Here is a 20,532-nt window from a genome sequence, read left to right as displayed (position 1 = left end):
GTTTGAATGTTGAGTTCGAAAAAGGTTGGCTCTAGTTGAATTGCCGTCGTCCGCAGTTGTAAGGGCGAGCGGACGCTACGAAGATGCCACGCGCTTTCGCCCTTTTCGGGAGAGATGCAATGTCGCTTCAAGGAGTTGCCTGTCCTGCCGAGCTGACCATGTTGACCAAGGCACTTGATGCCCGATGCCGTGAACTAGGCCTCGCTGATGGAGATCCAGGCAGAGAAGTGCTCGGCCGCAGAGTGATGGATTTATTTGAAAGTGGTCAGCTCAGCGCCGAAGATTTGAGACTGGCTCTGAGCGGCGAGATCTTTAACGCCAAAAATCCTCCGGCCGGAGCCAGTGGGCCTTGATACGGCAAGCGGCTATCCGCGCAGCCATTTGAATCACTGGCCCAGCGTCGGCTTCCGTGTGCGCAGGAGCGCGTGTGAACAAATGTGATTTTGCGGTCGGTGCCAGACGGGCTAACTTTACCCATCGAGCGAAAGAGGAGAATGATCATGAAGACATTCCTCGCAATAGCCGCGGCACTGACCATGTCCATATCAGCTGCCTCTGCGGATTGCCCCGCGCATTCCAAGGTTCAGGCATCGGTCGACACGCAGACGAAGACAGCAAGCGTCGAGAAGGCCGATATGTCGACTGTCACGGACGCTCAGACGATCAAGAAAGAAGAGCCACAGAAGACCGAGTAGCGGTAACGCTCAGCGGATTCCACGACCCGGATAAATCGCTACTGGCACACATCCACCCACTCGGCGTCGACGAGTTCGGCCAGGCGTTGCGGGCTGAGCCGCACGGCGGCATTCGTCGCCTGCCGCCGGGACGACCTCGTCAAAGGCGCGCAGCGAGATGTCGCAGTAGACCGGGAGCGGCGCCGGTAGGCCGAACGGGCACACCCCACCGACGGGATGGTTGGTCGCGGCGAGCACCTGGTCGGCGTCCAGCATTCGCGCCTTGCCACCAAACCGGTCCTTGAATTTGCGATTGTCCAGCCTGGAGATCCCGCTGGCCACGATCAGCATCGTCTGGTCGCCGGCGCGCAAGCAGATCGTCTTGGCAATCTGCGCCGGCGCTACGCCATGCGCTTCGGCGGCCAGAGCCACCGTCGCCGAGCTTGCCTCCGTGACGATGACGTCAATGTCGGCCGCGTGTGCGGCGAAGAAGGCGCGAACGGATTCGAGGCTCATCTCCAGCAATTTCCGTCTGGCGTCGCCGTGGCGGCCGGCAAGTCCACTACGTGGCCGAAAAAACGAAGCCCGCCAGGGCGACCCATGGCGAGCTCGTGGAATAAAAGCATGACACGTCGCTACGACACGGATCGCCTTTTGGCAGGCAACACGGCTTCGTCAAACAGAGCGCTTTCCGGAAGTTGAAGCGCGGAGGCAATACGCCGACGTTTCGAGGGATCGGCATCCTTGCCGCTTTCAACGTCGGCAATCTCATAGGCTGCCAGCCCGCACGCCAGGGACAGCTCTTCGATGCTGTATCCACGGGCTTCCCGGGCGGTTCGGACGGCACTGCGTTCAGGCGTAACCGCGCTCGCCGCCAGTTCGGAATAAGGTTCGCGTTTTGCTATTTGGGGCATTGGCAACTCCGTGGGATGAAAGAGTTAGATCAAATCATGTTGTTGCCTGAGACGATCGGGAGAATGCCCGCTCGCCGGTGATTTGCCAAGCATCAAAGATAGCGTCACGGCATCGTGAACCGACGCCGGAATGGATGGCGGATGCCGGCGAGCTGACATCTGGCCGGATCCTCAGCAGACACAGTTCGGAAACAAAATTCTACAGGCCGGAGAAACTGCCGAAAAACTCCAAGGCGATAGTCCCAACCGCAGCGCTCGAGTCACCGACCTGAATCAGTGACGCTCAAATTCCGCCTGCGCAAAAAGGAAACGATGTCATGAAGAAGCCTCTTCTCTCCGCCCTTGGACTTGCAATCGCACTTGCCCTCTCGATGCCGATCATCGGCGCAAGCAGCGCGAATGCGACGACGATGCACACCACCGTCAAGAAGCATCACCGCCATCACTACCATCACCGCGTCCACCACTACCGCCACCATCACAAGAAGGTTGTCGCGAAGAAGTACTGAAAACACCCTCGGGCGAACAACCCGCAGTCAGGCGTTCTGGTCCTGGATCAAGGGCGGCGCGCTTGCCGGGTTTGCCGTGTCGGCGAAAAATGGCGGCGGTCCGCTGACCACCGCCATTTGCTTTTCTTAACGTGCCGACCTTGAACGCGCTCGCGGCGCGTTTTGCTGTCGGCCGCCGAGGAACAGACTGGCGACGAGCCCGACCAGAACCAGCCCGACAGCGGCCGCCGTCGCCGGGTGATCTCGGGCGGTCTTCTCGATCGCCCGGCCTTGCCTTTTGATTGCCGGCAAGGCGTTGCCGAGCCGCTCAGTGATATCCGAATAGTAATCCGACGCGGTATCGCGCCCGTCTTCGTAAAAGGCGCCGCCCTGCTTCAACACGGCTTTCTTCAAGGTGGCCAGTTCCCTGGCCAAGGCCGCGACCTGCTTGTTGAGATCGGTGTCGGAGATGCTCGAAAGCGATGCCATGACGTGCTTCCTTCATCTGCAGAAGGAAGCCTAACGTATGACCCTGAAGACCGTTCCGGTCAACCCGGCGGGCTCTAGCGAACCTGATCGAGCAGGCGCTTGCATTCCAGGAGGTCGAACAGCGCCTCCTGCAGCAACGCGCGATTGTCACGGGAAAGTTTTGACGTGTCCGGCGGAACCGGACCTTCCTCGTCGGTCTTGCCTATACCGAAAAAACGACGGCTGGGTTTCACCCTCGGCTGGCCAACCAGCATTTCGTCGTCCGGGCCGCGCGGCTGCGCCGCTTGCGTCAGCGGTACCGTGTCGGCCTGTCGACGCTGCGAGATCGCCTCGACCGCCGCCATGTCGCCACTGCCGACGGCGATCAGAAACTGGTTGCCGTTCTCGCGCAACAGCTTCTGCACGCCCTTGATCGTATAGCCCTGGTCGTAGAGCATATGACGAATACCCTTGATCAGTTCGACGTCCTGCGGACGGTAGTAGCGGCGACCGCCGCCGCGCTTCATCGGCTTGATCTGGTTGAAACGCGTCTCCCAGAAGCGCAGCACGTGCTGCGGCAAATCCAGATCCTCCGCGACCTCGCTGATGGTGCGGAAAGCATCAGGGCTCTTGTCCATGGACGAATCCTCACGCTAGAGCATGATCGCGAAAGGCGGGAACCGGGTTCGGGCGACATCACGCTTAACAAAGAGAGCAGCTTTCCGTCCCGGCGGAACGGATCACACCCAAATACCGATCCGGCCTACCGAATCGCATCTTATTTCAGCGGTTTATGAAACAATATTCAAGCCCGGCGCAAAAGCAGGGTTCATTTTTCAACCGAAGCCTGGAGCATGATTCTTGGCAAAGGGGGATTGGGCGGCTACTTGCTGCCCTTGGCTTTGCTGTTTTGATGGGAGCGCAGGATACGGTTCTTCAGTACGTTCGACGACTTGAAGGTCATCACCCGGCGCGGCAGGATCGGCACTTCCTCACCGGTCTTGGGATTGCGCCCGATGCGCTCGTTCTTGGAGCGGACGTGGAAAGTCGCGAAGGACGACAGCTTCACCGTCTCGCCGCGAACGATCGCCTCGCAGATCTCATTCAGCACCGCCTCGACAAGCTCGGCCGATTCAGTACGTGACAGCCCAACCTTGCGGTAAACGGCTTCGGCGAGGTCGGCGCGCGTAAGTGTCTTTCCCCCCATACGAACCGTCCCATCAGCTCAAAAACATAAATCGATACAAGCAACGGCAGAACCTAAGTAATTGATCCGTCAAGGTCAAGGACCCGAACCCGATAGTTCGGCACTTACCAGCGGAGCAGGACGGCACCCCAGGTGAAGCCGCCGCCCATCGCCTCGAGCAGTACCAGGTCACCCTTTCTGATGCGACCGTCGGCGACGGCTGCGGACAGTGCCAGCGGCACGGAAGCCGCCGAGGTATTACCGTGCAAATCGACGGTCACCACCACCTTCCGCTCCTCTATCCCGAGCTTTTTGGCCGAAGCGTCAATAATTCGTTTATTGGCTTGATGCGGCACGAACCAGTCGAGATCGGCGGCGCCGATGCCGGCCTGTGCGAACGTCGCCTCGATGACGTCGGTGATCATGCCGACCGCATGCTTGAACACTTCGCGGCCTTCCATCCTGAGGTGCCCGACCGTTCCGGTGGTCGACGGCCCACCGTCGACAAAAAGCTTGTCCTTGTGGATGCCGTCGGAGCGCAGGCTGGCCGCCAGAACGCCTCGGTCGGCGATGCCGCCTGCCCCCGTGCCTGCTTCCAGCACCATCGCGCCGGCGCCGTCGCCGAACAAAACGCAGGTCGAGCGGTCGTTCCAGTCGAGAATACGCGAAAATGTTTCCGAGCCGATCACCAGTACCCGTCTGGCCAAGCCGCCGCGGATATAGAGGTCCGCGGTCGTCACTGCATAGACGAAGCCGGAGCAGACCGCCTGCAGGTCGAAGGCAAAACCGTGGTGCATGCCGAGCCGGTTCTGGATCTCGACCGCGGTCGCGGGAAAGGTGTTGTTGGGCGTCGAGGTCGCCAGCACGATCAGGTCGATGTCGTCAGCCGTCAGGCCGGCACTGTCGAGGGCCGCGCGCGCTGCCGCCTCGCCCAGCGAGGCCGTCGTCTCGTCGTCGGCCGCAATGTGGCGCTGGCGAATGCCGGTGCGCTGGACGATCCACTCGTCCGACGTCTCGACCATGCCTTCGAAATCGGCATTCTTCATAATGCGGCGGGGCAGCGCGGCGCCCGTGCCGCGCACGACGGATCTGATCAATGCTCTTTCCTATTCCTTTGCGTCGATGACGACGTCGGATTTCCGGATTGTCTGGGCATTCGGATTGCGGGCATGGAACAGGTCGAGATCGGCTTCGATGCGGTCAAGCAGATTGTTGCGCACCATGTCGTAGCCAAGCTCGATCGCCGCCGCGAAGCCATCCGAATCAGCCCCGCCATGGCTCTTCACCACGATGCCGTTCAATCCGAGGAAGACGCCGCCATTGGAGCGGCCGACATCCATCTTCTCGCGCAGGCGATCGAAGGCGGTCTTGGCGAAGATATAGCCGATCCTGGCCATCAGCGTCCGGTTCATCGCCGCGCGCAGATAGCCGGCGATCTGCCTAACGGTGCCTTCCGCCGTCTTCAGCGCGATGTTGCCGGCAAATCCCTCGGTAACGACGACGTCGACACTGCCCTTGCCGATGTCGTCACCCTCGACAAAGCCATGGTAGTTCATCGAGGCCATGTTGGCCTCGCGCAACATACGACCCGCCTCCTTGACCTCTTCCTGACCCTTGATCTCCTCGACGCCGACATTGAGCAGCCCGACGCTCGGCCGTTCGATGCCGAAAACCGAGCGCGCCATGCCGGTGCCCAGAATGGCAAAGTCAACCAGTTGATGCGCATCCGCGCCAATGGTGGCGCCGACGTCCAGCACCACGCTCTCGCCGCGCAATGTCGGCCAGAGCGCCGCGATTGCCGGGCGATCGATGGTCGCCATGGTGCGAAGGCAGAATCTGGACATTGCCATCAGCGCGCCCGTATTGCCGGCCGAGATGCAGGCGTCGGCAGTGCCTGCCTTGACCGCCTCGACGGTCTTCCACATCGATGACTTCCAGCGGCCATGGCGCAGCGCCTGGCTCGGCTTGTCGTCCATCCGCACTGCGATCTCGCAGTGCACGAACTCACTCACTTCCGCCAGCTTGGGGAATTTGGCGAGTTCGGGCCGTACCACTTCTTCGCGCCCATAAATGACGAAGCGTATATCCGGACGGCGGGTGGCGACAGTCATGAGCGCCGGGATGACCACGCTTGGCCCGTGATCGCCGCCCATGGCATCGATGGAAATCCTGATCACGCGGTGTTCATCTCACGGTTGATTGGCCAGCGGGCTTGCCAAGGTGCGGGGCTCGCGAAGGTTCGGCGAAAATAACGGTTTTGGGCTGCCGCACAACCAACTTTTCTCAAATTGGGTCAGCCATCAGGATTTTCCCAACAGTGATCTGAGCTTTTGCTGGAATTCATTCTCCACAGGCTCGGCATCGCCGGCGGCCTCCAGCGATACACCCGGCTTGCGCGGATATGGATCGATCGCCAAGCCAAAGAACTGCTCGGCAAGCGCCCCGACGTCGATCGCATCGCCGGAAAAGGTTTCCGGGCTGTCGGGGCCTTCGGCGTCGAGCAGGATCTCACCGCCGCCGTCGAAACCTTGCCGCCCGAGCTTGGATTGCTCCGGCAGGAACAGCGCTTCGACCGGCTCGTCGATATGCGCCTCGACCGGGTCGAGGGTGACGATGCAGGCCTGCGTTATATCGGCCTCGACATGGCCGCTGACTTTCACCCCGTTGCGTTTCCAGGGCTCGACCAGGAGTTCGGCGCGATAATTCTCGACCGAAAGCAGCTCGTGCTCGACGGCCAGCAGGGCGCGCTGCCCAGCGTCGGCATCGATCACCACCGGCAGCCCCTTTTGCGGCAGCCGGGCGACATTTGCCAGGAATGACACTGGGCTGTGGGTATCAGGGTGTTTCATCTTCGCCTCCACTTCGCCACCTTCATAGGCCTGCCGTCGCTCAAGCGTTGGCCACGGGAAATGACACCGTTCCGGAAACGATCGATTCGGTCGGCTGTTCCGCGAGTTGCCTTGATGCATCGGCGGCATAGAGTGCCAGTTGCGACGCTTGCGGCCAGGCGCCGGCATCCGGCCTGACATTGCGGGCAAGGGCGACGGCGAGTGCATCATGGTCATTTCTTTGCAGCGCATCATCATAGGCGGCGGTACGGCCATAGAACATTTTCGCCAGTTTCCGCATTCGCTTCGGCACGCCGACGTCGCCAATGCCCAATTCACGCAACGAATGTTCGACATCCATGAAGAACTCGTCGATCAGCACCTGCGCAACCTCTGCCGCAGCACCGCCCTCGCCGCGCAACCGGTGCTGAAACAGGAACATGTGCAACGACAGCATCTCGAAGCGGCCGAGCGGCGTGTCCGGTACGTTCCAGGCGGAATAAAACACCGTTTGCCGCGCCGCCGCCACGATTTGTGCGTAAAGCGCCTCGGTGATGGCGCGGTTGGCATATCGTTCGCGGCCAAAGAGGCGCTGGAACATTTGAGGGTGGTCTCCCGGGACCGTTTGTTGAAGTGGCCTTGTTGCATCGGCAAGCAAGCTGGTTTACCGGTTTTGCGGCCCAGCGCAAGTTGCGGCCAGCTTATGGAGTTGTAGTTGCGCGCGCTGAAATTCAAGTCGACTTTCCTGCCCAAGCCCGGCGGTGCGGTTTCGCTGCTGGTGATCGCTGCGGCACTTTCCGCCTGCAATTCGTCCAAGATGATCGGCGATCTCAATCCGAGCGAGACGCTGACGCAAGGCTACGTCATAGACCAGCAGGCGATCGACCTGGTGCCGGTCGGCTCAAGCCGCGAACAGGTGCTGCTGGCGCTCGGCACTCCCTCGACGAAGGCGACCTTCGATAACGAGGCCTTTTATTACATTTCGCAGACGCGCAAGCGCTATGTCGCCTTCGACAAGCCGCGGCTGGTCGACCAGCATGTGCTGGCGGTCTATTTTGGCGATGACGGGCGCGTCACCCAGATCGCCAATTACGGCTTGAAAGACGGCAAGGTGTTCGACTTCATCTCGCGCACCACGCCGACCGGCGGCAAGGACCAGAACTTCCTCAGCCAGATCATCAGTGGCGCCAGCAAGCTGGCGCCTGGTATTCCCGGCGCCAGCGGCGGCAGCACGCTCGGCGGCAGCTGATCCACCCGAGGGTGTCGGCTTCCTTCCGTTCCTTTCGCTTCCCTGTAAGCGGCATATCTCAGGCAATGAAGAACCCGCGGGAGCGATCCCGCGGGTTTTGTTTTAAGGCCATAGCGACCGAGCTTAGCCGTGCGCGAGAACGGCCAGCAACAGCAGCGCGACGATGTTGGTGATCTTGATCGCCGGGTTGACCGCTGGGCCGGCAGTATCCTTGTAGGGATCGCCGACCGTGTCGCCGGTCACCGAAGCCTTGTGCGCTTCGGAGCCCTTGATGTGCTTGAGGCCGTCCTTGTCGACGAAACCATCTTCGAACGACTTCTTGGCGTTGTCCCAGGCGCCGCCGCCGGAGGTCATCGAGATGGCGACGAACAGGCCGTTGACGATGACGCCGAGCAGCGAGGCGCCAAGCGCGGCAAAGGCGGATGCCTTCGAACCGGAGATCAGGAGGACGCCGAAATAGACCACCAGCGGCGCCAGCACCGGCAGCAATGACGGAACGATCATCTCCCGGATCGCTGCCTTGGTCAGAAGGTCGACGGCGCGCGCATAGTTCGGCTTCGAGGTGCCTGCCATGATGCCCGGATCCTCCCGGAACTGCTTGCGCACCTCCTGGACGATAGCACCCGCGGCGCGGCCGACGGCGGTCATGGCGATGCCGCCGAACAGATACGGGATCAGGCCACCGAAGATCAGGCCGGCGACGACGTAAGGATTGGAGAGGTCGAAGGAGACGTCGCCCATACCCTGGAAGTAGGGGTATTTGTCGCCATTGGCGGCAAAGAACTTCAGGTCGTTAGAGTAGGCCGCGAACAGCACCAGCGCGCCGAGGCCGGCCGAACCGATGGCGTAGCCCTTGGTTACCGCCTTGGTGGTGTTGCCGACAGCGTCGAGCGCGTCGGTTGACTGGCGCACTTCCTTGGGTAGGCCGGCCATTTCGGCAATGCCGCCGGCATTGTCGGTGACCGGGCCGAAGGCATCGAGCGCGACGATCATGCCGGCGAGGCCAAGCATCGTCGTCACCGCGATCGCCGTGCCGTAGAGGCCGGCGAGCTGGTATGTCGAGATGATGCCGCCGACGATGACGATCGCCGGTAACGCCGTCGCTTCCAGCGAGACCGCGAGGCCCTGGATGACATTGGTGCCGTGACCGGTGACCGAGGCCTGGGCGATGGAGTTCACCGGACGCTTGTTGGTGCCGGTATAATATTCGGTGATCACCACGATGAGTCCGGTCACCGCAAGGCCGACAAGGCCGCAGATGAACAGGTTCGTGCCGGTGATGGTCATGCCGGCGACGGTGCCGATCTCACCCCAGCCGATGCATGCCGAGGTGGCCACGGCAAGGCCGACAATTGACAGCAGGCCGGTGACGATCAGGCCCTTGTAGAGCGCGCCCATGATCGAGCCGCTGGAACCGAGCTTGACGAAGAAAGTGCCGACGATCGAGGTGAGAATGCAGGCGCCGCAGATGGCCAGCGGATAGAGCATGGCCGCGCCGAGAACGTCGGTGCCACCGAAGAAGATGGCGGCGAGGACCATGGTGGCGACCACGGTCACCGCATAGGTCTCGAACAGGTCGGCGGCCATGCCGGCGCAATCGCCGACATTGTCGCCGACGTTGTCGGCAATGGTGGCCGGATTGCGTGGATCGTCCTCGGGAATGCCGGCTTCAACCTTGCCGACAAGATCGCCGCCGACGTCGGCGCCTTTTGTGAAGATGCCGCCGCCGAGACGGGCGAAGATCGAGATCAGCGAGGCGCCGAAGCCGAGCGAAACAAGCGAGTCGATGACGACGCGATCGTTTGGCTGCAGACCCATGAACTGGGTCAGGATCAGGTAGTAGATCGAGACGCCGAGCAGGGCCAGGCCAGCAACCAGCATGCCAGTGATGGCGCCCGACTTGAAGGCGATCTCGAGGCCGGCAGCGAGGCTGTTGGAAGCCGCCTGCGCGGTACGCACATTAGCGCGCACCGAGACGTGCATGCCGATGAAGCCAGCGGCACCCGATAGAACGGCGCCGATCAGGAAGCCGATGGCGGCGGTGATCGAAAGCAGCCACCAGGCAAGCAGCAGGACCACGACGCCGACGATGGCGATGGTGGTGTACTGGCGCGCCAGATAAGCCTGAGCGCCTTCGCGGATGGCCGCGGAAATTTCCTGCATGCGTGCATTGCCCTGATCGGCCGCGAGGACCGAACGTGTCGCCCAGATGGCGTAAAGGACTGAAAGCAGACCGCAGGCGATGACAGCTGAAATTATGGTCATTGCCGAATTTTCCTCGATTGGTGGCCCAAAAGAACCCCTCCCCGGGCCGTTGAGACAGGGGACGAATTTTCCGCAACCGGAATCCGTCCCTTCGCAGCGGCTTATGCGAAACAGGGCTCGGAACGTCAAGATATTGTTCCGTTCCTGTCCGGCTTTCGCCCAAAAGATCCCGGGTTTCGCCCAAAAGGCTGGACGGCAGCGCCTGTCGACACTGCCATCCGGTTAGATCGGTTGAAATCGGCGAACAGTGGTCAGGCTTTACGCGGGTCGCCGTCCGGCTGGACGACGAAGACCAGCACCAGCAGCATGGTGATGTAGAATTTGAACGCCGCCTCCTGACCATTCCAAGTCGAAGACTGCCACATGGCGAACCACTCGCCGCCAACGACCATGAAGCCGAAATACCAAACGAGGAAGCCCATTGTGGCGGCAATGATGGCGAACTTCTTGGCATCGTTGAAAGCCTGTCCGCTGGCGTTGCGCGCCTGCCAGAGTTGCCAGGCGGCGATTAGGTAAAGCAGGCAGGTCAGCGCCTCGCCAATGATGATCAGCCAGTAGCCAGCCGTCCACAGCGACGGGTTGGTGATCGAGCGGTACATCAGTGCATTGCCGGGAAAGGTCGTATCCATGCTCAGCACATGCTGGACAAAGGCGAAGTTTGAGCCGTAATCGGTGATGTTGCCGAAGGCGACGAGGAAGGCGAAAGCCGCCAGACACAAACACATGACGATCTTGGAGAAACGCGCGGTCATGGCAAGAACTCCTGCTGAAAGATCGGGGCATCGCACTCATCAATCGCCGAGTCCCGAAGATCGCGCAACGGGTGGGCCAGTGATCATCGTGCTCACAGCCATCGCGAGACATTATGCCGGCAAGCAAGACATTGCCGAGACTGTCGAAGCCCTCGATCTCGACAGTGATTGCGCGGTGGGCGACTTGGTCTCTGTGGTTAGAGCCGACACACAGCACGATTTCGCCATCATCCGCCGCCGCTGGATCACCGGCGAGACGGGCACAACGCTGGAACTGACGCTCGATCATCCGACGCGGTCGACCGGCCACTGAAAAAAGAGCGAACTTCGCCCCGAGACGCTACTCGGGCTCGCGTCCCATGCGCCGGGCGGTGTAGCGCTCGACCGCCGACAGCCCGTCATAGATCAGCACGGCAAGGGCGGCGACGATCAGGCCACCCTGCAGGATGAAGGCGAGGTTGTTCGACAGCAGGCCTGCGATGATCACCTCGCCCAGTGTCCTCGCCGCTACCGTCGAGCCGATGGTCGCGGTGGCGAGGCTGATCACCACCGACAGCCGGATACCACCGAGAATGATCGGCGCGCTGAGCGGCAGCTCGACCTTGACCAGTCTTTGCCAGCCGGTCATGCCGGCGCCACGCGCCGCCTCGACTACGTTGGCCGGCAGCGTCGTCAGGCCGGTCAGCGCATTCTCGAAGATCGGCAGCAGTCCGTAGAGAAACAGCGCAATCAGCGTCGGCTTTTCGCCGAAGCCGACGGCCGGCACGGCAAGCGCCAGCACCGCCACCGGCGGAAAGGTCTGGCCGATATTGACCAGGCTGCGCGACAGCGGCAGGAATTCGGCGCCGGCTGGCCTGGTGACCAGAATGGCCAGCGCGACCGCAACGACCGTCGCGGCAACGGTCGCGATCAGCACGGTCCGCAGATGCAGCAGCGTCAACGTCAAAAGGCTGCCCTGATTGTAGATTACCGGCGCGTTGTTCTCTGTCAGCGGCTTCAGCAGCGGTTCGAACCAGCCGGGATTGGTGACGAAGGCAATAAGCACCACCACCAGGGCAAGCCTGAGCAGCAAGGGAAGCCAGGCTTTCATGCCGGCCTCGCCGCTCGCTTAACCAGCCCGTCCACAGTGACGCGGCCAAGTGGCTTGCCGTCGGTATCTTTCACCGGAAGTGCCGGGCGGCCCGACCACAGGAGTTCGGCGAGCGCGTCGCGTTGGCTGGCGTCACCGGGGATCGCCTCGCCTTCGGCCGTGCCTTTTTCCACCGCGTTGCGCACCCGGCCAAGCGACAACAGCCGGAACGGTTTTTCACTGGCGCCAACCAGGGTCTCGACAAACGCGCTGGCCGGTTTCGCCAGTATCTCGGCCGGCGCGGCATATTGCACTACTTTGCCGCCATCCATCACCGCGATCTTGTCGCCCATGTGAACGGCCTCTTCCATGTCATGGGTGACGAGGATGATGGTGGTGCCGAAGCGTTTCTGGATCGCCAGCAGATCCTCCTGCGCCTTGTTGCGGATGATCGGATCGAGCGCGCCGAACGGCTCATCCATCAACAGCACGTTGGGTTCCGCGGCAAGCGCCCGGGCGACGCCGACGCGCTGCTGCTGACCGCCGGAAAGCTCATGCGGATAGCGTGGCCCGTAGGCTTGCGGGTCGAGCTGGTATAGCGTCATCAGCTCGTCGACGCGGGCCTTGATGCGGTTGGCGTCCCAGCCGAGCAATACCGGCACAGTGGCGATGTTCTGCGCCACCGTGCGATGCGGAAACAGCCCGTGGCCCTGGATGGCATAGCCGATGCTGCGGCGCAGCTCATAATCCGGGACCGAGCGGTTGTCGACGCCGTCGAGCTTGATCACGCCCGATGTCGGCTCGACCAGCCGGTTTATCATGCGAAGCAGCGTCGTCTTGCCGGAGCCGGAGGTGCCGACGATGACGGCGATGCTGCGCGGCTCGATTACTATCGACACGTCGTCGACGACTGTCGTCTCGCCGTAGCGCTTGGTGATGCCTTCGATCTCGATCATGCCGTCTCAACCCTGCGCTTGCTTGCGCTCATTTCGATCACTGCATCGAGGATGATGGCAGCGGCGAAGGCCAGCACCACCGTCGGAACAGCACCGAGCAGCACCAGGTCCATCGCCGTCTGGCCGACCCCTTGGAATACGAACACGCCAAAGCCGCCGCCGCCGATCAACGCGGCAATCGTGGCGAGGCCGATATTCTGCACCAGCACGATGCGGATGCCGGTGAGGATCACCGGGAAGGCCAGCGGAAACTCGACGCCGAACAGCCGCTGGCGGTCGGTCATGCCCATGCCGCGCGCTGCGTCGTTGGCGGCACGCGGCACACCGGCAAGGCCGACCACGGTGTTGGCCACTACCGGCAACAGTGAATAGAGGAACAAAGCGACGAAAGCCGGCGCTGTGCCGATGCCGCGAATGCCGAGCGCGGCAGCACCCGGCACATGCGAAGCGACCCAGCCGAGTGGTGCGATCAAGAGGCCGAACAGCGCGATCGAAGGAATGGTCTGGATGATGTTCAGCACGTTGAGCACGCCGGCCCGCAATTTCTCGACGCGATGGCAGAGGATGCCGAGCGGCAGGCCGATAATCACCGCAGCCGCCAGCGAACCCAGCGCCAGCGTCACGTGCTTGGAGCCTTCCGCCCAAAAACTATCAGCGCGATTGAAATATTCCTTGAGGATCGACAGGCTGTTCCAGCTTCCCGAGACGAGCAGCAGCCCGATCGCCGCGGCGGCGACAACAAGCACGCCGATGCGTGCCTGCGGCGACAGGTTCAGCCGCGTAAGCACGTCGGCGAGCAGAAGCGTGAAGGCGAAGATAAGCAGCCAAAAGCCCGAAGCCGGCGAGATACGGGCGAAGGTGTTGCCGGCGGGTGTCAGGAAACTGCCGGCGACGCCGATCAGCAGCGCCAGCGCTGCAAGCGCAACCACACTGGCGGCGAGGCGCAGAGCAAGCGGCGTTTTCAGCAGCGCAATGAGCGCCGCTGCGACGACAATCGCCATCAACAGCGGACCGACCGTCGCAGGCAAAGATTCGAGGATCGAGCGCGCCTCGCCGGGTACGATGCGATTGGCGCGGAAGGTGGCGAATGGCGCCGCAAAAGCCGCATAGGCCGATATCGCCGCGATGACCACGCCGAGCTTGTCGAACCGGATGCGCACGCCCTCCCCCATCGGCCGATCCGGCGCACCTCGAAAGCGGAGCGCCGGAATCGCCTTACTTCAGGAAGCCGTTCTTTTTCAAAAAGTCCTCGGCGACGCCCTTGACCGGCTCGCCGCCAACCTGCACGCGACCATTCAACTCCTGCAACGTGACGAGATCGAGCTTGGCGAACACCGGCTTCAGCAGCGTCTCGATCTCCGGATGCTCCTTCAGCACCGCCTCGCGGATGATCGGCGCCGGCTGGTAGACCGGCTGCACACCCTTGTCGTCCTCAAGCACGACGAGGCCGGAGGGCGCGATGCCGCCGTCGGTGCCATAGACCATGGCGGCGTTGGCGCCGTTGGTCTGGTTGGCTGCGGCGGCAATTGTCGCCGCCGTGTCGCCGCCCGACAGCGTGATCAACTGGTCCGGCTTCAGCGTGAAGCCATAGGTCTTCTGGAAAGCGGGCAGCGCGGCCGCCGAATTGACGAACTCGGCGGAGGCCGCCAGCACCACCTTGCCGCCGCCCGAGACATATTTGCCGAAGTCGGAAAGGGTGACGAGCTTATTGGTATCGGCGACCTCCTTGCGCAGGGCGATCGCCCAGGTATTGTTCGCCGGTGACGGTGACAGCCAGACGATCTTGTTGGCGTCGTAGTCGAGCTTCTTGGCAGTCTCGTAGGCCTTGGCGGCGTCTTTCCACACCGGATCATCGGCCTTCTCGAAGAAGAAGGCGGCGTTGCCGGTGTATTCCGGATAGATGTCTATCTCGCCGGCTGTAATCGCCTTGCGCACCACAGGTGTGCCGCCGAGTTGGATGCGGTCGGTGGTCTGGATATCGTTGGCGTTCAGCACCAGTTGGATGATATTGCCGAGCACGCCGCCTTCGGTGTCGATCTTCGACGACACCACCACCTGGGCACTCGCCGAGGCCAACGCAACTCCGAGCGCCAGTACAGCGCCGGCCAGAACCTTGATTGAAAACATCTCACAAATCCCTTGCTGTGAACCGGAATACGGCTGCCGCATATGAGCATGGCTTCGATGCCCCGTCGGGGTACACGGTTTCATAAGAAAGGGGATGGGCGCAATAATTTTGTTCGGATGCGAGTGACTCCGCCGTTGCCTCGTCCCGACAGCGTGACGTCAGCTGGCCGCGCGCAAGCCCGTCATCTTCAACACGCCCAGTGCCACGAAGCACAGCACGACGACCGGGAAAATCATCCAGTTCAACATCTCCCAGCCCCAGGCATTGTAGACCGCCCCCGACATCAGCGAGGCGAAGGCGACGGAGCCGAACAGGACGAAATCGTGAAACCCCTGGACCTTGCCTTTTTCGGATGACTGGTAGCTGTCGGCCACCATGGCGGTGGCACCGATGAAGCTGAAGTTCCAGCCAAGGCCGAGCAGGATCAGCGCCGTCCAGAACTGCCACAGTGCCAACCCTGACAGCGCCACTGTGGCGCAGCCAATCAGCAGCACCAGGCCGATCGCCACGATCCGCTCAGCGCCGAAGCGATAGATCAGCGACCCCGTGAAGAAGCTCGGCGCGAACATCGCCATCACATGCCAGGAAATGCCGAGCGTGGCGTCGTCGGTCGAAAGGCCGCAGCCGACCATGGCCAGCGGCGCGCCCGTCATGACGAAGCTCATCAGCGCGTAGCTGCCGACGGCGCAAAACAGCGCTGCGACGAAGCGCGGCCTGGTGACGATTTCCGAGAGCGGCCGGGCGTCGCTGTCGGCGATTTCCACCTTGTCGGTTGCCTTGGCCGGGATGCGCAACAAAGAGAGACTGGCGGCGCCGACCGCCGCCAGCACCAGGATGGACGCAAACGAGCCGGCAAACTTCACCGGCGAGAACAGGTCGCCGGTGAAGATGACGATCTGCGGTCCAAGGATGGCGGTGACGATGCCGCCGGCCAGCACGAAGGAGATGGCGCGCGCCTTGAATTCAGGCGGCGCATTGTCGGCGGCGGCAAAGCGGAACTGCTGGACGAAGGCGCCTCCGATGCCGATCACGGCCAAGCCGAAAGCGAATAGCCAGAAGCTGGCATGAAACAGCGCCAGCGTGGCGACCAGCCCGCCAAGCGCCGTGACCGCTGTGCCGGTCATGAAGCCGTCGCGCTGGCCGAGCCGGCGGATGATCGCCGCGGCCGGCAAGGAACCGAGCGCCACGCCGACATTGAAACCGGTGATCGGCGCGGTTGCCAGCGACTTGTCAGCATCGAGCAGGTACTGCCCCGCCAATCCGCCCATGGAAATGGCGATGGGTGCGGCCGAGCCGATGATCGCCTGCGAGGCTGCGAGGATGAAGGCGGTGCGACGCGCTTCCTTGCCCGCCCCAACGGCGACGATAGCAGTCATGAGGCGTCCTTGCCGCGGCCCTCGCCACGCACCCGGCGCGACACGCGATCAAGCACCGCATTGACCAGTTTCGGCTCGTCTTCCTCGTAAAATGCCTTGGCGATGTCGACATATTCGGAGACGATAACCGCCACCGGCACGTCCTCGCGCTGCATCAGCTCGTAGACGCCGGCGCGCAATATGGCGCGCAATGTGGAATCGAGCCTCGACAGAGGCCAGTCCTCGGTCAGCGCCTGTCGGATGACTGGATCGATTGTCTTCTGGTGCTCGACAACGCCGGCAAGAATGGCGCGAAACCATTGCGCGTCGGCCTCGCGATAGAGCGCGCCGTCGACTTCCTTGCCGAGCCTGAACGCCTCGTACTCGGCGGTGATCTCGAAGACGCCGCTGCCGGCGACATCCATCTGGTAGAGCGCCTGCACGGCGGCCAGACGGGCAGCACCGCGCTTGTTGGCGTGGCGCACCGTGGGCTGGCCGGGCGAAGCGGGTTCGCTCACGAGGGCGCTCCCAGCTGTTCCTTTAGAGCGATCATGGTCAGCGCCGCACGCGCCGCAAAGCCGCCCTTGTCGCCTTCCGAACGCCTGGCGCGTGTCCAGGCCTGTTCGTCGTTTTCGGTGGTCAGGATGCCGTTGCCGATGCAGACCGCATCCTGCACGGACAGGTCCATCAGGGCACGGCTGGATTCATTGGCGACGATATCGAAATGATAGGTGTCGCCGCGGACCACCGTGCCGAGGGCGACGAAGCCGTCATAGTTCGTCCCGCCTTCGGAGGCACCGTCGAGCGCGAAGGAAATCACCGCCGGGATTTCGAGCGAGCCCGGAACGGTGACGACATCGTATGTCGCGCCCGCTTCCTCGAGGGCCTTTGTCGCGCCTTCGAGCAACGCGTCGGCAAGGTCGTCGTGAAAGCGCGCCTCGATGACAAGAAGGTGGGCCTTCTTCTTCGGACGGATGAACGCTTTGCCGTGTTGGGATGTGCCTGCCATAGATGTCTCCGGGGATCGCCGGTGACTTAGGCCGAAGCCGGTTTGATCGCAAGCGGAAGATTGCCGAAGGAACTTTCAAGGCCAACTCGGCGGCGGTCGCACCAGGGAATGGGCTTTATGGACGAGCGCCTCAAAGCCCCTCTTTAGCCGCCTCCACCAGTCGCGCCGCATAGCGGGCCATGGTGTCGATCTCGAGATTGACGCGATCGCCGACCTGGCGTTCGCCCCAGGTGGTGACCGTCAGTGAGTGGTGGATCAACAGCACGTCGAAGCGGCTGCCTTCGACCTTGTTGACGGTCAGCGAAGTGCCGTCGAGTGCGACGGAGCCCTTGGGCGCGATGAATTTGGCCAGCTCTCGCGGTGCATCCAGGGTGAAGCGAACGGCGTCGCCTTCCTCCTTGCGCCCCACGATCTCGGCCATGCCGTCTACATGGCCTGAAACGATATGGCCGCCAAGCTCGTCGCCGATCTTCAGCGCCCGCTCCAGGTTGATGCGCGTGCCGGATTTCCAGCCCATCGCGGTCGTCAGCCTGAGTGCTTCTTCCCAGGCCTCGACCTCGAACCAGCGTGCGTTGGCGCCGTCTTCCGGCAATCCCGTCACCGTCAGGCAGACGCCGCCACAGGAAATCGAGGCACCGATGGCAATGGTCTGCGGATCGTAAGCGGTGTCGATACGCAAACCGACGCCTTCCCTGAGCGGCTTCACGGCAGCGACGGTGCCGACATCGGTGACGATTCCAGTGAACATTAGTTTGGCCCCGTGAACATCAGTTCGGTCCTAGATGTCTCTTATCCATTCCGCATATGTATCTTCGCCGAAACGCATGTTGCGCAATTTGCGAAATCCCGGCGGGATACTGTTGGCATCGATCGGCGATACAATGCCGCCCTCGCCGATCGCGTCCGGCCCTTGAAACAGCACGATACGATCGACCAGTTGTTCGTCGAGGAACGCCTTGGCCACCCTCGCGCCGCCCTCGACCAGGACGCTTGCCATGCCGAGCGCCGCCAGATCCTCGAGCAGTTCCGGCAGCGCAATATCGCCTTCATACGTCTCAGTACCGATGAAGCGAACGCCGGCACGTTCGAGCGCGGCGCGCCGGTGCGGATCGGCCTCGGCGCAGGCAGCGACATAGAGCGGCACACGATCGACGCCGGCGACCAGTTTCGAGGTCTCGGGTAGCCTGATCTGACGGTCGAGTACGATGCGCGCCGGCGAACGGCTCTCCAGTCCCGGAAGCCGAACCGTCAGCGCCGGATCGTCCTCCAGTGCCGTGCCGATGCCGATCAATATGCCATCGGCTCCGGCGCGCATCAGATAGACTTCGCGTCGGGCGATATCGCCGGTGATGGAGACCTGTCCCTCGCCTTTCACGCCGATCTTGTTGTCGCTCGAAAGCGCAAGTTTCAGGATCACTTCCGGGCGTTTTTTCAGAGATCGAATCAAATAGCCGGCCATCTGCTCCGCAGCCTCGGCCGCCAACACTTTTTCCACCACTTCGACGCCGGCGGCACGCAAGATTGCATAGCCCTTGCCGGAAACACGCGGGTCAGGATCGCTGGCAGCGCCGACCACACGCGCCACGCCGGCACTGACCAGCGCATTGGCGCAAGGCGGCGTGCGGCCGTGATGGGCGCAGGGCTCCAGCGTTACATAGGCGGTGGCGCCGCGCGCCAGTTCGCCGGCCTCTGCCAAAGCCTCGGTCTCGGCATGCGGCCGGCCGCCGACGGCGGTGACGCCGCTGCCGACGATCATCGGCCCGTCGCCGTCATCGCGCACGATCAGCGTGCCGACGGAAGGGTTGGTCGAGGTCCGCCCGGCATTCTTGCGCGACAGCCTGAGGGCTGCCGCCATATAGCGGCGATCGAGGACCTCTTGTTCAGCCGTGCTGCGTCCGGACCCTGCCATGCTCAGCTGGCGTCCTCTTCGCTCTTCAGCTCTTCGCCCCTGGGCTCGTCGGCTTTGAGCTCGTCGCCTTTGAGCTCGCCCAACACGTCGTGGAAATCCTTGGCCTCGCGGAAATTGCGGTAGACGGAGGCAAAGCGCACATAGGCGACATCATCGAGCGACTTAAGCGCCTCCATGACCAGCCGGCCGACTTCCCCCGAGGCCACCTCGGTCTCGCCCGAGCTTTCGAGCTGGCGCACGATGCCGGTCACCGCCCGATCGATACGTTCCGGGTCGACATTGCGCTTGCGTACCGCGATCTCGACTGAGCGCAGCAACTTGTCGCGGTCGAACGGCACCTTGCGCCCAGACTTCTTCACCACGACGAGATCGCGCAATTGGACGCGCTCGAAAGTGGTGAAGCGGCCGCCGCAATCCGGGCAGACGCGCCGCCTGCGGATCGCTGCACCGTCTTCGGCAGGGCGCGAATCCTTCACCTGCGTATCTTCGGACTGACAGTAGGGACAGCGCATGGAGAGCCTTCGGTTCGCGATTCTCGTGGTGCGAACGGCTTAGAGGTTTTTGCCACGATGGCAAAGTATGGCCGATGACCGATCGCGCCTCAGAGATAGCGAGGCACGAGGAAAATTGCGAGAGCGGCAATCAGTTGGACGGCAATACGCCAATCAGGGAGCGACGTCGCCGGTCGGGAAGCCGCAGGACGTGCCGAGATAGCGATAGGCCTTGGTGAAGCCGTCCATCGATATCGTCGCGACCGGCTTGTCGGCGAAGCTGACATCGAGGGCGCTGGTACGGCGCATGGCACGCAGTATGGCAACCGTGGTCTCGGGTTTGTTGTCCATCATCCACTGTCCGTCGGCGATAATATGAAAACCAGCCTTGATCTTGTCGTTGACGTCGCGGAACACCGCCGGGATGTTGTCCCCCTTGGGCAAGTCACTGTTTCTCACGGCGATGATGAGGCTCGGATAGCCCTCGGGTGGCAGTACGTCGCCATTCGAGATGGCCAGCGTGAGGGTGCCACTGGTGCCGTTAGCGTCGAAAAAGACCGTCGAGGCGGCGCAGGTCTTGCGCACATCCTCGCCGGTGTTGACCTCGTCCACCGTGGTGGACCAACTGCCGAAGGTCTCTGTCTTGGGTGCTGCCGGCGTCGGCTCGGTCTGCGCAAAGGCCGCGCCGAGTAGCGGCGAGGTGGCTAAGGTGAGCAAGGCAGCGCCAACACTGGCGAAACGGAAAATTCGCATCATCATCAAGCGTCTCCGAGATGCAGCCGTGCCCAGTT

At 62.5% G+C, this 20,532-nt stretch carries 26 protein-coding genes and 1 pseudogene; 5 read left to right on the top strand and 22 right to left on the bottom strand.

Going from position 1 to position 20,532, the window contains the following annotated elements; genetic code table 11:
• Nucleotides 1–119 precede the first annotated feature (119 nt).
• Both NKH30_RS18590 and NKH30_RS18585 read left to right on the top strand, forming a co-directional pair.
• Nucleotides 120–353: a hypothetical protein gene (locus NKH30_RS18590; protein WP_352471996.1), complete on the top strand. Its 234-nt coding sequence runs from the start codon at nucleotides 120–122 to the stop codon at nucleotides 351–353.
• 147 nt (nucleotides 354–500) lie between these two features.
• Nucleotides 501–695 (top strand): hypothetical protein, encoded by a 195-nt coding sequence (locus NKH30_RS18585; RefSeq protein WP_023674517.1) that lies wholly within the window; start codon nucleotides 501–503, stop codon nucleotides 693–695.
• Nucleotides 696–733: 38 nt separating this feature from the next.
• Here the strand turns inward: NKH30_RS18585 and NKH30_RS18580 are convergent.
• Nucleotides 734–1,190 (bottom strand): annotated as a pseudogene (locus NKH30_RS18580) (YbaK/EbsC family protein).
• Between the two features lie 119 nt (nucleotides 1,191–1,309).
• Entirely contained in the window at nucleotides 1,310–1,588 is a 279-nt protein-coding gene (locus NKH30_RS18575) for a helix-turn-helix domain-containing protein (protein ID WP_352471998.1), read from the bottom strand.
• 317 nt (nucleotides 1,589–1,905) lie between these two features.
• Here NKH30_RS18575 and NKH30_RS18570 point away from each other — a divergent pair, with 317 nt between their 5' ends.
• Complete coding sequence (locus tag NKH30_RS18570) at nucleotides 1,906–2,097, top strand: hypothetical protein (RefSeq protein ID WP_023674514.1); 192 nt, start codon at nucleotides 1,906–1,908, stop codon at nucleotides 2,095–2,097.
• Nucleotides 2,098–2,223: 126 nt separating this feature from the next.
• Here the strand turns inward: NKH30_RS18570 and NKH30_RS18565 are convergent, their stop codons facing one another.
• The 7 genes from NKH30_RS18565 to NKH30_RS18535 all read right to left on the bottom strand — a co-directional run bounded on the left by NKH30_RS18565 (nucleotide 2,224) and on the right by NKH30_RS18535 (nucleotide 7,159).
• Entirely contained in the window at nucleotides 2,224–2,565 is a 342-nt protein-coding gene (locus tag NKH30_RS18565; protein ID WP_352926083.1) for a hypothetical protein, read from the bottom strand.
• A 74-nt stretch (nucleotides 2,566–2,639) separates the two neighbouring features.
• Complete coding sequence (locus NKH30_RS18560) at nucleotides 2,640–3,182, bottom strand: MerR family transcriptional regulator (RefSeq protein ID WP_023674511.1); 543 nt, start codon at nucleotides 3,180–3,182, stop codon at nucleotides 2,640–2,642.
• 245 nt (nucleotides 3,183–3,427) lie between these two features.
• A complete protein-coding gene (locus NKH30_RS18555) occupies nucleotides 3,428–3,751 on the bottom strand; it encodes an integration host factor subunit alpha (protein WP_023717292.1) in 324 nt (107 codons plus the stop codon).
• 104 nt (nucleotides 3,752–3,855) lie between these two features.
• Entirely contained in the window at nucleotides 3,856–4,827 is a 972-nt protein-coding gene (locus NKH30_RS18550) for a beta-ketoacyl-ACP synthase III (protein WP_352682037.1), read from the bottom strand.
• Nucleotides 4,828–4,836: 9 nt separating this feature from the next.
• Complete coding sequence (plsX, locus tag NKH30_RS18545) at nucleotides 4,837–5,907, bottom strand: phosphate acyltransferase PlsX (protein ID WP_352996518.1); 1,071 nt, start codon at nucleotides 5,905–5,907, stop codon at nucleotides 4,837–4,839.
• Between the two features lie 123 nt (nucleotides 5,908–6,030).
• A complete protein-coding gene (locus NKH30_RS18540; protein ID WP_352456592.1) occupies nucleotides 6,031–6,579 on the bottom strand; it encodes a YceD family protein in 549 nt (182 codons plus the stop codon).
• Between the two features lie 40 nt (nucleotides 6,580–6,619).
• Nucleotides 6,620–7,159 (bottom strand): ubiquinol-cytochrome C chaperone family protein, encoded by a 540-nt coding sequence (locus tag NKH30_RS18535; RefSeq protein ID WP_352996516.1) that lies wholly within the window; start codon nucleotides 7,157–7,159, stop codon nucleotides 6,620–6,622.
• 114 nt (nucleotides 7,160–7,273) lie between these two features.
• Between NKH30_RS18535 and NKH30_RS18530 the strand changes: the two genes are divergently transcribed.
• On the top strand, nucleotides 7,274–7,807 hold the full coding sequence (locus NKH30_RS18530; protein ID WP_352472003.1) for an outer membrane protein assembly factor BamE: 534 nt from the start codon (nucleotides 7,274–7,276) through the stop codon (nucleotides 7,805–7,807).
• 123 nt (nucleotides 7,808–7,930) lie between these two features.
• Here NKH30_RS18530 and NKH30_RS18525 read toward each other — a convergent pair whose 3' ends face one another.
• Nucleotides 7,931–10,072 (bottom strand): sodium-translocating pyrophosphatase, encoded by a 2,142-nt coding sequence (locus NKH30_RS18525; protein ID WP_352501522.1) that lies wholly within the window; start codon nucleotides 10,070–10,072, stop codon nucleotides 7,931–7,933.
• A gap of 251 nt (nucleotides 10,073–10,323) precedes the next feature.
• Nucleotides 10,324–10,824 carry a DUF2165 family protein gene (locus NKH30_RS18520; protein WP_352472005.1) on the bottom strand — a complete coding sequence of 167 codons (501 nt, stop codon included), beginning with the start codon at nucleotides 10,822–10,824 and terminating at the stop codon, nucleotides 10,324–10,326.
• 79 nt (nucleotides 10,825–10,903) lie between these two features.
• Here NKH30_RS18520 and NKH30_RS18515 point away from each other — a divergent pair, with 79 nt between their 5' ends.
• Nucleotides 10,904–11,137, top strand: coding sequence for a hypothetical protein (locus NKH30_RS18515; RefSeq protein ID WP_023674502.1), 234 nt, complete (start codon nucleotides 10,904–10,906; stop codon nucleotides 11,135–11,137).
• Between the two features lie 27 nt (nucleotides 11,138–11,164).
• Here the strand turns inward: NKH30_RS18515 and NKH30_RS18510 are convergent, their stop codons facing one another.
• From NKH30_RS18510 to NKH30_RS18460, 11 genes are all read right to left on the bottom strand, one after another.
• A complete protein-coding gene (locus NKH30_RS18510; RefSeq protein ID WP_352472006.1) occupies nucleotides 11,165–11,914 on the bottom strand; it encodes an ABC transporter permease in 750 nt (249 codons plus the stop codon).
• Nucleotides 11,911–12,849 carry an ABC transporter ATP-binding protein gene (locus NKH30_RS18505; RefSeq protein WP_352996514.1) on the bottom strand — a complete coding sequence of 313 codons (939 nt, stop codon included), beginning with the start codon at nucleotides 12,847–12,849 and terminating at the stop codon, nucleotides 11,911–11,913. Before NKH30_RS18505 ends, NKH30_RS18510 begins: the two co-directional genes overlap by 4 nt.
• Nucleotides 12,846–14,021, bottom strand: a complete 1,176-nt coding sequence (locus NKH30_RS18500) for an ABC transporter permease (protein ID WP_352501519.1) — start codon at nucleotides 14,019–14,021, stop codon at nucleotides 12,846–12,848. The genes NKH30_RS18505 and NKH30_RS18500 overlap by 4 nt, the downstream gene beginning before the upstream one ends.
• A gap of 43 nt (nucleotides 14,022–14,064) precedes the next feature.
• Nucleotides 14,065–14,976 carry a glycine betaine ABC transporter substrate-binding protein OsmF gene (gene osmF / locus NKH30_RS18495; RefSeq protein WP_352682048.1) on the bottom strand — a complete coding sequence of 304 codons (912 nt, stop codon included), beginning with the start codon at nucleotides 14,974–14,976 and terminating at the stop codon, nucleotides 14,065–14,067.
• 159 nt (nucleotides 14,977–15,135) lie between these two features.
• Complete coding sequence (locus NKH30_RS18490) at nucleotides 15,136–16,353, bottom strand: MFS transporter (RefSeq protein ID WP_352996512.1); 1,218 nt, start codon at nucleotides 16,351–16,353, stop codon at nucleotides 15,136–15,138.
• A complete protein-coding gene (gene nusB / locus NKH30_RS18485; RefSeq protein WP_023674496.1) occupies nucleotides 16,350–16,850 on the bottom strand; it encodes a transcription antitermination factor NusB in 501 nt (166 codons plus the stop codon). Before nusB ends, NKH30_RS18490 begins: the two co-directional genes overlap by 4 nt.
• The gene (gene ribH / locus NKH30_RS18480; protein ID WP_023674495.1) at nucleotides 16,847–17,341 is read right to left on the bottom strand and encodes a 6,7-dimethyl-8-ribityllumazine synthase; all 495 of its coding nucleotides are present in this window, start codon (nucleotides 17,339–17,341) and stop codon (nucleotides 16,847–16,849) included. The genes nusB and ribH overlap by 4 nt, the downstream gene beginning before the upstream one ends.
• A gap of 130 nt (nucleotides 17,342–17,471) precedes the next feature.
• On the bottom strand, nucleotides 17,472–18,089 hold the full coding sequence (locus NKH30_RS18475) for a riboflavin synthase (protein ID WP_352501515.1): 618 nt from the start codon (nucleotides 18,087–18,089) through the stop codon (nucleotides 17,472–17,474).
• 30 nt (nucleotides 18,090–18,119) lie between these two features.
• Entirely contained in the window at nucleotides 18,120–19,250 is a 1,131-nt protein-coding gene (gene ribD, locus NKH30_RS18470; protein ID WP_352996510.1) for a bifunctional diaminohydroxyphosphoribosylaminopyrimidine deaminase/5-amino-6-(5-phosphoribosylamino)uracil reductase RibD, read from the bottom strand.
• 2 nt (nucleotides 19,251–19,252) lie between these two features.
• Complete coding sequence (nrdR, locus tag NKH30_RS18465; RefSeq protein WP_352472013.1) at nucleotides 19,253–19,762, bottom strand: transcriptional regulator NrdR; 510 nt, start codon at nucleotides 19,760–19,762, stop codon at nucleotides 19,253–19,255.
• A 153-nt stretch (nucleotides 19,763–19,915) separates the two neighbouring features.
• Nucleotides 19,916–20,500, bottom strand: coding sequence for an invasion associated locus B family protein (locus NKH30_RS18460; RefSeq protein WP_352996508.1), 585 nt, complete (start codon nucleotides 20,498–20,500; stop codon nucleotides 19,916–19,918).
• Between the last annotated feature and the right edge of the window lie 32 nt (nucleotides 20,501–20,532).

Origin of the sequence: Mesorhizobium sp. M1273 (assembly GCF_040318195.1) — a bacterium.
Taxonomy (GTDB): Bacteria; Pseudomonadota; Alphaproteobacteria; order Rhizobiales; family Rhizobiaceae; genus Mesorhizobium.
Note: the sequence above shows the minus strand (reverse complement) of the source record. Positions and strands in the feature narration are given on the sequence as shown.

What these genes read in the sequence shown, in the direction of transcription:
- NKH30_RS18590 (WP_352471996.1), top strand. Translation starts at nt 120, where the DNA reads ATGTCGCTTCAAGGAGTTGCCTGTCCTGCCGAGCTGACCATGTTGACC.
- NKH30_RS18585 (WP_023674517.1), top strand. Translation starts at nt 501, where the DNA reads ATGAAGACATTCCTCGCAATAGCCGCGGCACTGACCATGTCCATATCA.
- NKH30_RS18575 (WP_352471998.1), bottom strand. Translation starts at nt 1,588, where the DNA reads ATGCCCCAAATAGCAAAACGCGAACCTTATTCCGAACTGGCGGCGAGC.
- NKH30_RS18570 (WP_023674514.1), top strand. Translation starts at nt 1,906, where the DNA reads ATGAAGAAGCCTCTTCTCTCCGCCCTTGGACTTGCAATCGCACTTGCC.
- NKH30_RS18565 (WP_352926083.1), bottom strand. Translation starts at nt 2,565, where the DNA reads ATGGCATCGCTTTCGAGCATCTCCGACACCGATCTCAACAAGCAGGTC.
- NKH30_RS18560 (WP_023674511.1), bottom strand. Translation starts at nt 3,182, where the DNA reads ATGGACAAGAGCCCTGATGCTTTCCGCACCATCAGCGAGGTCGCGGAG.
- NKH30_RS18555 (WP_023717292.1), bottom strand. Translation starts at nt 3,751, where the DNA reads ATGGGGGGAAAGACACTTACGCGCGCCGACCTCGCCGAAGCCGTTTAC.
- NKH30_RS18540 (WP_352456592.1), bottom strand. Translation starts at nt 6,579, where the DNA reads ATGAAACACCCTGATACCCACAGCCCAGTGTCATTCCTGGCAAATGTC.
- NKH30_RS18535 (WP_352996516.1), bottom strand. Translation starts at nt 7,159, where the DNA reads ATGTTCCAGCGCCTCTTTGGCCGCGAACGATATGCCAACCGCGCCATC.
- NKH30_RS18525 (WP_352501522.1), bottom strand. Translation starts at nt 10,072, where the DNA reads ATGACCATAATTTCAGCTGTCATCGCCTGCGGTCTGCTTTCAGTCCTT.
- NKH30_RS18520 (WP_352472005.1), bottom strand. Translation starts at nt 10,824, where the DNA reads ATGACCGCGCGTTTCTCCAAGATCGTCATGTGTTTGTGTCTGGCGGCT.
- NKH30_RS18510 (WP_352472006.1), bottom strand. Translation starts at nt 11,914, where the DNA reads ATGAAAGCCTGGCTTCCCTTGCTGCTCAGGCTTGCCCTGGTGGTGGTG.
- NKH30_RS18505 (WP_352996514.1), bottom strand. Translation starts at nt 12,849, where the DNA reads ATGATCGAGATCGAAGGCATCACCAAGCGCTACGGCGAGACGACAGTC.
- NKH30_RS18500 (WP_352501519.1), bottom strand. Translation starts at nt 14,021, where the DNA reads ATGGGGGAGGGCGTGCGCATCCGGTTCGACAAGCTCGGCGTGGTCATC.
- osmF (WP_352682048.1), bottom strand. Translation starts at nt 14,976, where the DNA reads ATGTTTTCAATCAAGGTTCTGGCCGGCGCTGTACTGGCGCTCGGAGTT.
- NKH30_RS18490 (WP_352996512.1), bottom strand. Translation starts at nt 16,353, where the DNA reads ATGACTGCTATCGTCGCCGTTGGGGCGGGCAAGGAAGCGCGTCGCACC.
- ribH (WP_023674495.1), bottom strand. Translation starts at nt 17,341, where the DNA reads ATGGCAGGCACATCCCAACACGGCAAAGCGTTCATCCGTCCGAAGAAG.
- NKH30_RS18475 (WP_352501515.1), bottom strand. Translation starts at nt 18,089, where the DNA reads ATGTTCACTGGAATCGTCACCGATGTCGGCACCGTCGCTGCCGTGAAG.
- ribD (WP_352996510.1), bottom strand. Translation starts at nt 19,250, where the DNA reads ATGGCAGGGTCCGGACGCAGCACGGCTGAACAAGAGGTCCTCGATCGC.
- nrdR (WP_352472013.1), bottom strand. Translation starts at nt 19,762, where the DNA reads ATGCGCTGTCCCTACTGTCAGTCCGAAGATACGCAGGTGAAGGATTCG.
- NKH30_RS18460 (WP_352996508.1), bottom strand. Translation starts at nt 20,500, where the DNA reads ATGATGATGCGAATTTTCCGTTTCGCCAGTGTTGGCGCTGCCTTGCTC.